This is a genomic window from Acinetobacter sp. YH1901134 (assembly GCF_013416965.1).
GTDB lineage: Bacteria > Pseudomonadota > Gammaproteobacteria > Pseudomonadales > Moraxellaceae > Acinetobacter > Acinetobacter amyesii.
The window spans coordinates 26,898-39,626 of the sequence record NZ_VPEW01000007.1 but is presented as its reverse complement, the minus strand read 5'-3'; the positions used below and the strand labels follow the sequence as shown (position 1 = coordinate 39,626).

Below are 12,729 nucleotides of genomic sequence, written 5' to 3'. Positions count from 1 at the left end.
TCATCAAACAGAATGGTTAAGTTCAGACATCAATTTATCTTAAATTTATGGTTTAAATGAAGCCGTATTGATCTGAACTTAACACATTATAAATGAGTTGATGTCTTACGATTTATACGATTTAGTTGAATAGTAAAACAGCTGCCACCTAAGTTTTTGGATTTAGAATAATAAATATGACCTTGGTGTGCTTCAATAATTGCATCAATCACTGCCAAGCCTAATCCAGTACCGCCATCTAGACGTGATCTAGAGTCTTCCAGACGATAGAATGGCTTGAACAGATGTGCAAGATGCGATTCATCAATACCAGGACCTTCATCTTCAAACATTAATAGCCAATGTTCTGCTGTGGCCATCGTTGTAATATTGATTTGTCCAGCATTCGAATATCTTAGAAAATTAGAAAATAATGCAATAAAGACTTGTTCCATCCTTCTTATATCAACGCAAACCAATTTATCCGTCAAATTTAAAATAATAGTTAAACCTTTAACCTGAAACCGTTCATTAAACATCTGCAGACATTTTTCAATACTATCTTTTAAATTGGTCTTTTCTAGTTCTAAACGTAATTGTTTATTTTCAATAAGTGTCAGTGTCCGTAAATCTTCCACAAGGTAAGATATGCCTTCGACTTGGTTCAATAAGCTTAGGTGTAAAGCTTGATCGGCAATAAATATACCATCGACAATACCTTGCAAGCGACCTTGTAATATTGTCACAGGTGTTCGTAATTCATGTGCAATTGCAGCATTCCAAACAGTTGAATTCTTAACTGATACTTCAAGTTGGTTTGCCATTTCATTGAAGTTCTCAATAAGGGACTTGATTTCATGTGGAATATCATGATGTGGCTGTTTAATTCTGAGTGCTAAATTACCTTGTTGAATTTGTTGAATAACATCTGCTAAATCACTAATTGGCTGTGTATAGCGTTTTCCATATTTAAAGGCGAGGATAGTAGAAAGAAAAAAGCCTGTTAATAGCACTAAAAACAGCCAGATAAAGTCAACAGTGGTAACTGAAAATTCATTTGAATTAATAACTTGCGTATTTAGAAAACCTATTTTTATCGCCCAGCTATAAACAAAATAGCCAATCATGAAAGATAACAGCGTAATGCCTAAATTGAGTAGGCTCATCATGATAATAAACTGGAAGTTAATTCCAACTGAATTTTTAAAAAAGTTAAATTTCATGATTTTGATCTAAGCGATACCCCACGCCACGGACATTGATTAATAAACCATTTACATAATTTTCTTCAAGTTTTTTGCGTAATTTGCTGATATGGCTATCTACAGTGCGATCTAAAGCATCACTTTCAGGCATACAGTTTTGGATCAATTCATTACGTGTAAAGACTTTATTTGGTGTTTTTGCCATCAAAACCAGTATCTTATACTCAGTTAACGTAAGGTTGAGCAGCTGATTTCTTTGACCATTTGAAATGTAAACTTGATGATGATCTGGATTAATTTCAATATTTTTATAACGAATAATATTAGTTATTTCCGTATTTTGGCTTGTACTTCGTCTAAGTACGGCTTGTATTCGCGCAATCACTTCATTTGGGTTAAATGGTTTAATAATAAAATCATCAGCACCCATTTTTAGCCCCATGATCTTATTCACTTGATCATCTAAGGCAGTCAGCATAATGACAGGTAAATGACTTGTTTGACGGATGATTTGTAGAATTTCCCAGCCATTTAGTTTGGGTAATTTAATATCAAGGAGAATCAGGTCTATAGAGTTGGCTTTTAAGCACTCTAAAGCTTGTTGTCCATCCAATGCACGGATGACCTTCATGTTTTCATTTTTTATGTATTTTTCAAGAATGTCACCAATATCATAATCATCTTCTACAACGAGAATTACGCTATTTTCAAAGCTATGTTGTAAGTTCTGATACATACAAGTTATTCGGATAAAATCTTGGTAAGTAAATAGTTTAACAGTTTGAATTGTAAATTTCAGAATAACTGAATTCTACTTCTGCTTACCCAATACATTGAGAAAAATGTACCTGAGCTTCAATTACTCACTAGGTTTCTCATCTTTTTTCTTCTGAATCAAATCCCATATAGAGAAATCAGGCTTAGCTTTATCAGAATGTTCCGCAGGGTTAACTTTAAATGCTTCAAGATTGATTTCTAAAAGTTTTAATTTAAGCTCCTCTGAACCAGTAACTCCTAACTTTTCAAGCTCTTGAATTTCTGTTTTGTACCGTTCATAAGATTTAGCCAATGCTTCTTTATGAGAATATTCTTGCTCTAATTTAGAAAAACGATTTAAATTTATATTCGCAATTGTTGCAATCCAAATCAAAGGTGCGTTGATCAATAATTTGAATAAGAATGTATCCCACTTCATATTCAAAAAATCTGATTTATCAAACAAATAAAAATTAAATCCAAAAATTGCTAATACAACTAATACAAATACAATAATACTGATGAATTGTCCTTTTTTGGCTTCTTGTCCTTTTACAACAAAACCACCTGCAAGCCCTGCTTCACTTGATAATCCAATAACTGATTTTGCTCGCTCCTCAACATTTTTTAAATTTTCTAACCTTTTATCCAAATCTTCACTTAATGCAGTAATGTTTTTTTCTTCATTACCATAAATTTTGTCATAAAAATTTTGGACTCTCGATAACTGAAAATTTATCTGCTCATTTTTACTTTTATTATCAGGATCATCAGAAATAAATAAATCGTCATAGTATGCAACTAACTCATTAATTTTTCTTTCGTATTCTTTAACTTTCGTTTCACCATTATCATTTAGTTCATCAAACAATTTGTCATATTGATCTAAAATTTTATCAATTACATAATTTACTCGATCAACTTTAGAAGTATCCTCACCATTTCGATCAAATAATTGACTATAAGCTGTGTGAATTTTTTCGGACTCAACTTCCAAAATATCTAGATTATCTTCATTGGTTACTTCTAATATACGAGAATAAATAGAACTACCATTTTCATCATTAGCTAAAACAGATTGAATTTTTTCAATAGCAATTAGAGACTCATCTAATTTGGCTTTTAGTTGAGATAACTCATTCGTTTTATTAATTAAACTTTGTTGGTGAGCTTTAATCTTATCTAATTCACCTTGTAAAAGTGAACTAACAGTATGCCGATTATCTGTTAAATCTCTTAAGTCAGACCTCAAAGAATACATGGATGATAAATGATCATTTAAAGCCCTAAGTTGTGCTAATCCTTCACGTAGTTTTTTTTCATCACTTTCTTTCAGACCAAGCAAATCCTTTAAGCCCATTTTTTTCTCTTAATTAATGAATTATCAAAATATTAAACTAAATTATATATCGAAGTATTGAAACTTTAGACTTACTTTTTAAAAGATGGATCAATGTTCTTAGGCAACCAATAATTTTGGTTATTGTACAAAACATTATAGCCATCTTTTATTTCAACGATCATTTCCAACTTGATCTTCAATGAATCCTGATAACTCATCTCATGGAATAGTTGTAAGCCATTTTTAACCCATACCATGACATTGAAATCAGTATTTGGGCTGAGCATCGAGATCAATTCTTTTTCCAATTTCCGCTTACTTGCTTCTTTTATGAAGTTAGAATGCTTTAAGGAAATATAATCAATATCCGTATCATATTGATCGTTTAAGAAATTAATAAACCCTGTTAATGCAGCAGCCTGACCTGAATACTCATTTAAATAAGCTTTTACTTTTGCCAAATCTGGCAGTAATTGCTTATCCTGAATAGATAACATCAATGCAACAGCAGGCTTCATTGCAAGCCTTACAGATCGAGCAGATGTTTTTCCTTGATGCATTTTTTCATCGAGCTTTTGCTTATAAGCAAATACAACATCAAAAGCCAATGAGGGCTGCGGTAACTGATCAATCAACTTATTGGCTTGATCTATCTCAGAACATTCATTTTTATTTATAGTTGAGATTTTTACCCCATGCATTTGATCGAGCCACTGTGTTACTAATTCAAACTTTCTAAGTCCACTCGTCCGTAAAGTCAACAATAATTGGTCTGCATCAGGAATATTACTCTCCCATAACATTTCTGTTTTAATAAAAAAATGAGTATGTTTATTCAAATACAAAGCTGCTTGATGTGCTCCAACTAAATCGACCAACCAAAGCACGTAGTTTTCATATTGTTTTTTTAAAAAAGATGACTCGAACAAATAAATATTTTGATGGAACTTTGACCATAGATTTTTAATCCAGTAGCAATCATCACATAGATCACCGCATCCTGCTGAGATCATCGTTTTACATTCAATACAAGGTTTATTCGGTTGAGTTATACATTTTTTACAAACTTTATTTCCTTTTTCATCTAACTCTAACAAGCGATATTTATGACATGAAGGACATGTTTCATAATCCCTTGTTGAACATTTCGGACAAACTCTGAGGTCATCATTAAAGCGTGATATTTTCGTTAATTTTTGCGATTGAACATTGCATCGCTCACATCGTTCAACCTCTCTAAAATAAACAGAACAACTATTACAAACGACCCCATACTCTGTAAGCGTTCCTATCGGTCTGTTAACTTGATTGCATCTTATACAAGGTTGTTTTTTAATACATTCATTACAGATCGCTTGATCATCATTTTTAGGTAATCGAGCAGATAACCCACATTTTGGGCAAAGACATTTTTTAAAAATTCGAGCATAACAAGTTGAGCAATATTTTTTCCCTTTATATCTTTTTTTTAGTTGGGTAACTGATTTTTCACACCCATTACATAACTGCTCAATATTAATCTCCGCCAAGCTTATGACTCCGTTTCTTTCTTGATTTTCTTAACAAATTAAGCCACTTACGTTGCACGGTTTTTTTTGCTTTTGGTTTTCCATTATGAGAACTCACACGTTGTAAAGCATATACTCTTATAGGCTTGATCATTGCTGATTTCATTTGTTGAAGTTGAATCGGTAGTTTTTTACGCTTATCCCAAAAATTTGCACTACTAATCCCGTACTCATAAGAGCGGTCAATAATCAACTCACATGGGATTTTCATAATTTCATTCAAGATGGAAAGCAAAATTATACGTTCGTTTGTATTTAAATATTCGAAAGCAATTGGTGTGAAAGGAGTTATGGTATTTAAATTTATACCAAAGCTCTTAAACATTTCAATAAGTTGAATATTATCTGTATCTACAAGTAATCTGATTTCACTTATCCATGCACGAGCAATCGCAAACCATTCGGTAGCTGAAATATTTTGATTATTATATAAACCTGAGCCTTGTTTTAAAACGTTATCTGCATTTTTTTGAAAATCTAAAATTTGAATATTGCTAGGTTGTGGCTGATATAAAGTCAAATTAAAATGGCATGAGAAACATACTGCTAATGATCCATGCTCTAAATCTATTTTAAATGGCTGAATGACTACACCGCAATTCGGACAATGATCAATTAAATTTATTTGATGTTTTTCACAACAACAATGCCACCCCATTCGCCACATTAACCGTAAATAAGCTGATCTACCATCACTTTCAAAACATTGAGTACACACCTGCCGACCTGAAAAATTTGATCTACTACGCTGACCTAAACTTAAAACCCATCCACTATTTGAACTCTTAACTAGATAGGGAGCCACATTAGTTAGCATTGTTTTCAAAATTTTTTGTTTATCATCAAAAGAATGTACAAATAATAATTCAAGCCGATCTTCCGTCATACCTCGATCAAGATCAATCGTTAATGCTCTCCATCTACCCCACAATGCTTCTATAAGTGTTAAAGGGGAACATCCCATGTCTAAGGCTGAACGAATGAGCCATGATGATAATACTTCACCTTGTTCAATGGGGGTATGTATAAACCAATTTTGAGCATAATTAGGCATATTACACCCTCAATAATACTAAATAGAATTAAGCTGAATAGTGCGAATATTACGAGCACCCTCTGTTGGTTTAAGCCACTTGAATTTTTTAACAATTTCGAGGGTAATTTCTTCTTTACCAGTCAATATTGCTTCTTTTGCACATTCCACCAATAAACGATTTAAATCACCAAAATTACCACCTGAAATTTCATAGAGTAAGGTCGCAATTTCTTGTGATGCCAAGTTTGATAATTTTTTTAGGGGAAGTAAGCGAACATAACTTAAAAGAAGTCTTAAAAAATCCGCATCCAATTTCCATAAAGGCAAATCTATAATTTCAAAGCGACTGGCATACTGAGTATCCGTATGAAGAATAAGAGATGCATCACGAGTACCAACACCAATGATATTCATACTAAGTTCATTGCTTAGCGTTTTAAGTGTATTCATCACTTCTTGCCGTTGCCTAGCACTCCCACTTAAACAATTATGCAACTCATCAATAATTAACATTTTGGTTTCATATTTACGCAGTAGATGGGTTGCTTGATACCTTAATTTGCTTTCAGGATCAGTGACACGAAAAGGGACAAAAAAATGATCTAAGATATTAATATATAAATCTTTTACATTTGCCCTAGCAGGGGCTTGAATAGGAATGACTGGTTTAGTCAATGACATAAGCTGCATGTCCATATCATCAACTCTCTTAGTATAGTATTCTTTTGCAAACTCATGAATAATCTTAGTTTTTCCCATATTTGAATCACCAACAATTAAAAGACATTCTGGTCTTAATTTTCTAGGTCGTTTCAAAATATCAGTCAGTGTATTCAAAACTGCAATTGCTTTCTGATAACCAATCCACCGATCCTCATAAAGAATATTAATTCTTTCAGCATCACTAAGAATCATAGTGTCAAGGACATGCTCAGCAAGGTAATCATATTGTTTCATGGTCTTACCTCAAATCGTCAAAAGCAGTTAAATTTTGATCCCATAAACTATTTTGTGACTTTGGAGCATCTACATTTGTATAGATAACTGAATTATTTTTATTTTCATGGTGTAGTGCAGCAACTATCTTACCATTCTCTTTTTTTCTTTGATTCATTCGGCGTTGCTTTTTAGTTAAAGTCACGGCTTGATCTACTTTTTCACGGAGATAAATAATTGCTCTGTAAATAGCATCTTGATCAACTGTATCTAATCGCTCACTCTTAAGATATGCTTGGACTTGTCTATATTCATGCAATCCGATTGATGGAATTTCACGTTTGGCTGTAGGTACTTTAAAATATGTATTTGTATTCGGTTCATAAAACCAAATCATTGAAATATCACGAGGATCTCTTTTAAAAATAAACTTTCTTTTACGCTTTTTCTCATCGTCAGTTGGATCAATCGCATTGATCCAAGGTCTTAAACAATCAGCAAAATAAAAAAGTTTATCTTTTTTTACGCCCGTTCTTTGAATGGTTGATTCAAATTCAGGGGCGAAATCCAAAAATAGTGTTGCTTCATCCGCAACCCTTTCTTTTAAACCAGTACCAACTTTAAATTTTGTTCCCCAAATACCCTCTTCCCACATTTGTTGTGGCGGAATTTCAAGTATTGAATGCTTGCTTTTATGATAAACATTTACAATCCAATAGACGATGTAATGTTCTAATTCACGAAGTGTTAAACAAGCATTCTTAGCGGAATCATAAGTTCCTTTTTCAAAAATATTAGATTTAGTCGTTCCATCTAAAACATGCATTTCAAGATTTACGATTCCAAGTAAACGCTCAATATGCCCACCATATTTTGCACCACCAATAGGTCGATACTCCCAATTAATATCGTACTTTAGACATGCTTTATGCAGATGGTTTGTTCTAAAATCAGAACCATTATCAGAATGGACTGAATCCATAATACCTTCGATATCCCACTCACCATCCACATCTAACTCAAGCAGTTTTCTTTTCTTTGAAATAATGGCTGATGAAATACACATTGCTACCGATGTTGCACTTGGAGCTTCTAAAGAAAGGTAATAACCAACAATCATTCTACTAAAAACATCAATTGCTAATGTCAAATATGCCTTGCCTATTGTTTCACGGTATTGTTCATCAACGATTTCTATATCTAAAGGAGTGTGATCAATCTGCACATACGCCAAAGGATAGTCTGCATTCGGAAAAGTCCCTGCTGATGCTTCATACTTATCTTTAGCAGCCTTTTTTCCGTATCTTGCCTTAGTCACTTCATAGCCATTAAGGGCTTCAATTCTATAGCGAATCGTATTGTCATGAGGTGGTTCAATTTTTCTTTTGAAGCACTCAAGCTTCACTTCCAAAATTGTTTTGGCAACACTTGGCTTTAAACTTGTTAAATACTTAGTATGGATCGCTTGTTGAATAATATGATTTAATTCAGGCGACAACCTTGTTTTTTCTGTTGTCCAACCACGTTTTTTTGGGACTAAAGCTAAGATAGACTTGTTTTCTCGGTAAGCTTTAAGCCATTTCCAAATAGTATTTACATGAAGATTATGTTCACTTGCAGTCTTCTTAACCGCCTCAACTGTGGAATAGTCAATGAGTTCCCTAATAATTTCATAATGATCTAAAGCGATTTGCCATGACTCAGCAGAAATATCCTCACCTTGGTTAAGCTTAGAATTATCTTCACTTAAAACAGATAATTCCCTTATGCTCACTTGTAAACTTCGAGCAGATTCCAAATTTGCAATCACGACATCTTTTGCATTTAAAATATTGATAATTTTATATTTATCACCTTTATAACCAACAATTGCATTTGGTTTAATAACTAGGCGTTTTCTATCAATCTTTACTGAATCATCCTGTATCATTTAAATAACTCCTTGTGCTTTAGAGCCATCATTTACCCAAATAACAGTTTCAGTAGTAAAAGGGTTATATAGATCGCAAGCAAGTATATTTTTTGAAATTAAAACCCATATTTGGCGAATAGCCTTTAATACATTTTTTTCATCTTTAAAAATATAAGCAGGCAATTGATTAACTGTTGAAAAGCCTAGTTTTAATAAAGTTTCAATTAATACTCTCTGATCTACCTCATCAACATGAGAACGTCTGAATCTTTTTAAAAAATTGATATTTTCCCAATATTGATCATACAAACGAGACTCATCAATAATTTTGAATTTCCATGCCTTTTCAGAAGCTAAAGCATAAGCTGCCCTAAATTTTGGTCTAAGGGTATTCCAATCTTCCTTTAATTTTTTTCTAGGCTTAATTTCAATCAATAATGGTGCAGGAAAGAAATCAATATCATTATAAATTGCACTTGAAAATTGCACCAAATAATCAGGGGTATATACCGATTCATTTCCTAATTCAGTTATATAAGGAATAGAAATAGGCTGTTCAACCACATCAATAACATTACTGTTATATTCTTGCTTAAAAAGAAAATCACGCTCCAAAGTGGATTCAAACCAAATCGTTTTTTCTCCCCTAAAAGAGTAATTCCCCGAAATACTTCCGTAAACGGTTTGGGCTTTTCTAACGGGACTATATTCATCACTTATTCTTTTCATATCAGACCTCAAGAGTAATCTACTAGCCCCTATTATTGTAGTTTTGTAATCTACTAGCCCTTATTATTGTAAAAACTAGCTTTTATTTCTGTACAAAACGACATGCAACTAGCTGAATTTATATAATGCCACTAGCTTCTATTATTGTAAATGACAGAGGATCAAATCCTAAACCGGGTGAAATCACCTTGGCACATTTAGGAGTTTTATTTTTAGATGAGCTGCCTGAATTTGATCGAAAGGTTTTGGAGGTGTTACGGCAACCACTCGAATCCAAAGAAATTGTGATTTCACGCGCTTCTCGTCAAATCACCTTCCCTGCAAATTTTCAACTGATTGCGGCGATGAATCCTTGTCCATGTGGCTATGCCTTTAACCAAGACAGCCGCTGTCAATGTAGTGCTGAAAGTATTAAACGCTATCAAAACCGTATTTCAGGTCCATTATTAGATCGAATTGACTTACATATAGATGTCCCGCCACTGGCAGCGCATGAATTACAAAGTTCGCAAGAGGTTGAAAGTTCAAGTGTGGTTAGGCATCGTGTTATACAAGCTTATGAGTTACAAATAGAGCGTCAGCAAAAATCCAATATGGCGCTCACGCCGACGCAATTGGAGCAACAGGCGGTTTTGGATGCTACTGCACAGAATATTTTACAGTTAGCCCAGCAGCGAATGAATTTATCTGCGCGTGCCTATCATCGGGTATTACGTGTTGCCAGAACCATTGCCGACTTGGCTCAAAGTGAACACATTCAAGCTCAACACGTATCTGAAGCGCTGTCCTATCGAAGCCAACTCAATGCTTAAAAAAATGGCGACCCTAGGTCGCCATTTTTAATGCTTTTTAAAATTAGAATTCGTATTTCAAGCCAAATACGACTTTATTCTTTTGTTTTTCATCCAGACGGTCATAACCACCCACGATATAATCCATATTTACGCTCGCACCAGTGTCACCCAATGGATGACTTAAACCTGCTGTAAAATGACGGAAGCCAAAGTCTTCAGTGGTTTCTACAAATTCGTCATCATCACCATATGCATATAGGCCCAATGAAGTATTTAGGGTGAAATCTTTTGGCAATGCATAGCTGTAGCTACCTAAGATATACGTATCGCCCTTGTTACCCCAAGTCGTATTTTGCGTTAAGGTTTGCGCAGTTACGCTAAAGTCTTTGTAGTTCAAACCTAAAAGTGTTTCGAAACCATCTGAATCAACATCCGATTCATAGTAGTAATAATACGTACCACCGACGGTATAACCTAAATCTTCAGTAATTTTGCCGTTATAACCTGCATAAAAGTCATGTTCAAAAGAATCACGCCCTTCTTCACCAAGTGCATAATCTAAGGTTGAACCCCAGTAACCTGCATAGAAGCCTGACGCATGGCTATAGTCCAAACCACCTTGAATAGTTGCGCCGCTATTTTCAGGCACATTGGTAATACCACGTAAATTATAGCTAGACAGTACGCCGATATTTCCGGATACAGAATGCTCAGAAGCTGGCGCTTCAGCAAAAGTAAACGTCGATGCTGCTCCTAGTACAGCGATTGATAAAGCTTTAAGTGCAAATTTCATGGTTTGTTCCCCCACATCGTGCGACGACGTATTTTTTGGTTATTTCGTTGAACTCAATGAGGTATTAGCAAGCGCTGTGCCATGTTTAAAAATAAGCGCATATTTTTTTTATAAAAGTCTCGATTTTGGCTTACCAAAAACCAATATATTATTGTTTTTATTTATTATTTTTTAATTATCCTATTTAAACTTTTTTCTCTACAATTTTTTTTAGAATGCAGATTGTCAACTATTCAGATTATTTAAATCTTCGGGTTGATAGTTGTAACAGGATTTTAAAAATGCGCTTTTTTGAGTATATTTTTTCAACACCGATCTCAAAAATGCATAAAAAAAGTGCACAATCACCATTATGCACTTTCAAGAATATGACCGAATACGATCAACTCGTTAATGTTAGAAAGAATGGGTCAATCCAACCACAACGTTATCGTCTAATTGCTCACCTTCACGATCTTTACCGCCCCATACATAGTCAGCAGCAATTTCAAATCCAGTATCAGCAATCGGCTTACTCAAGCCTAAACGTGCTTCAGTGAACACCACATTTTCTGTGGTTGTTAATAGGCTGTCATCACGACTGTCATTAAAAACAGAAACACCAAGCGATGAATTTAATGAAACATCATAAGGTAATGCATAGCTATAAGCAGCATTCAGATATACATCACCTGCGTTGCCATAATTAACATCAGACAACAATACAGCCATGCTTGCAGTTAAATCTTTATAACTTATGTCCTGAATAAATTCGACGCCCGTCGTGCGACGCTTTTCAGATCGGTCGTCGTTATAAACAGTACCGCCACCTTGATAGACATAGGCCATCACTTGTGACTTATAGCTCCAATCTTCATTCAGTTCACGTCCATATCCAACATAGAAATCATGTTCAAAACCATGTGACTGACTTTCGTCCGTAGGGTCATAGTTGAGTGTAGACCCCCAATAGCCCGCGAACAGCCCACTGTTGTGTGCATATTCAAGTCCGGCTTGTAATGCCGCTTGATCATTTTCTTCACTCGCACGGTACACATATTTGTTTACCACGCCTAAACTTCCAGACCAATTCCCTTGTGCAGTTGTGGCTTGTTCAGTTTGTTCTGCAAATGCAGGGACTGTACCTAGGGTCACTAAAATACTTAAAATTGCTTTTTTATAAAATTGAATCATGTTTAGTCCCCACATCGGATCGATCGTGGATTGGGTTGAGTAAAATTTAGCGCCGATTTTAATCGATTTTACTGCACTGTATAGCCCCTTTTTTCTTATTTTGATCAATTAAATCATTTAAAAACAAAGCTAAGATTATATAAAACAGTAAAAACTAAGCTTTTGATTCATAAAATATCTTTTATAGCGTTCCAGTCTTTAACAATGATTTAATGCATTCATTTATATGTATTTATCACGATTAATATCATCTTTTATTGAGCTAGATTTTAAGGAAAACATTTCTGACGACTTCGCTAAAAGTCATTCTCTATTTACTAAAAATACGCCAACAGTGCTTACTGTGCCTGAACAGTGATGCCATGCACCTCAGCCATTGTTATACTTTTTGATCAAAATACGAATTTAGATTCAGCACAATTTGTCGCAAAGAATGATGATAAATCAGCAAGTTAAATGAAAGTTTTTACCATTTTTTATATTTTTTTATGATAAGCAATGAATAA

At 34.1% G+C, this 12,729-nt stretch carries 10 protein-coding genes and 1 pseudogene; 1 reads left to right on the top strand and 10 read right to left on the bottom strand.

Annotation, left to right across the window (positions count from 1 at the left end; all coding sequences use genetic code 11):
- Positions 1–86: 86 nt before the first annotated feature.
- From adeS to FTV50_RS09035, 8 genes are all read right to left on the bottom strand, one after another.
- Positions 87–1,202 carry a two-component sensor histidine kinase AdeS gene (gene adeS, locus FTV50_RS09070; protein WP_180024229.1) on the bottom strand — a complete coding sequence of 372 codons (1,116 nt, stop codon included), beginning with the start codon at positions 1,200–1,202 and terminating at the stop codon, positions 87–89.
- Positions 1,192–1,920, bottom strand: coding sequence for an efflux system response regulator transcription factor AdeR (gene adeR, locus FTV50_RS09065; RefSeq protein WP_020752724.1), 729 nt, complete (start codon positions 1,918–1,920; stop codon positions 1,192–1,194). Before adeR ends, adeS begins: the two co-directional genes overlap by 11 nt.
- Before the next feature lie 123 nt (positions 1,921–2,043).
- Complete coding sequence (locus FTV50_RS09060) at positions 2,044–3,300, bottom strand: hypothetical protein (RefSeq protein ID WP_020752723.1); 1,257 nt, start codon at positions 3,298–3,300, stop codon at positions 2,044–2,046.
- Between the two features lie 71 nt (positions 3,301–3,371).
- On the bottom strand, positions 3,372–4,811 hold the full coding sequence (locus tag FTV50_RS09055; protein ID WP_020752722.1) for a hypothetical protein: 1,440 nt from the start codon (positions 4,809–4,811) through the stop codon (positions 3,372–3,374).
- On the bottom strand, positions 4,798–5,904 hold the full coding sequence (locus FTV50_RS09050) for a TniQ family protein (RefSeq protein ID WP_020752721.1): 1,107 nt from the start codon (positions 5,902–5,904) through the stop codon (positions 4,798–4,800). Before FTV50_RS09050 ends, FTV50_RS09055 begins: the two co-directional genes overlap by 14 nt.
- An 18-nt stretch (positions 5,905–5,922) precedes the next feature.
- A complete protein-coding gene (locus FTV50_RS09045; protein WP_020752720.1) occupies positions 5,923–6,843 on the bottom strand; it encodes a TniB family NTP-binding protein in 921 nt (306 codons plus the stop codon).
- A gap of 4 nt (positions 6,844–6,847) precedes the next feature.
- On the bottom strand, positions 6,848–8,752 hold the full coding sequence (locus FTV50_RS09040) for a Mu transposase C-terminal domain-containing protein (RefSeq protein WP_120368140.1): 1,905 nt from the start codon (positions 8,750–8,752) through the stop codon (positions 6,848–6,850).
- Positions 8,753–9,463 carry a TnsA endonuclease N-terminal domain-containing protein gene (locus tag FTV50_RS09035; protein ID WP_038346575.1) on the bottom strand — a complete coding sequence of 237 codons (711 nt, stop codon included), beginning with the start codon at positions 9,461–9,463 and terminating at the stop codon, positions 8,753–8,755.
- Between the two features lie 158 nt (positions 9,464–9,621).
- Here FTV50_RS09035 and FTV50_RS09030 point away from each other — a divergent pair.
- Positions 9,622–10,275 (top strand): annotated as a pseudogene (locus tag FTV50_RS09030) (ATP-binding protein); the annotation flags it as partial.
- 43 nt (positions 10,276–10,318) lie between these two features.
- Here FTV50_RS09030 and FTV50_RS09025 read toward each other — a convergent pair.
- Positions 10,319–11,050, bottom strand: a complete 732-nt coding sequence (locus tag FTV50_RS09025; protein ID WP_180024227.1) for a TorF family putative porin — start codon at positions 11,048–11,050, stop codon at positions 10,319–10,321.
- A 396-nt stretch (positions 11,051–11,446) separates the two neighbouring features.
- On the bottom strand, positions 11,447–12,223 hold the full coding sequence (locus FTV50_RS09020) for a TorF family putative porin (protein ID WP_180024226.1): 777 nt from the start codon (positions 12,221–12,223) through the stop codon (positions 11,447–11,449).
- Between the last annotated feature and the right edge of the window lie 506 nt (positions 12,224–12,729).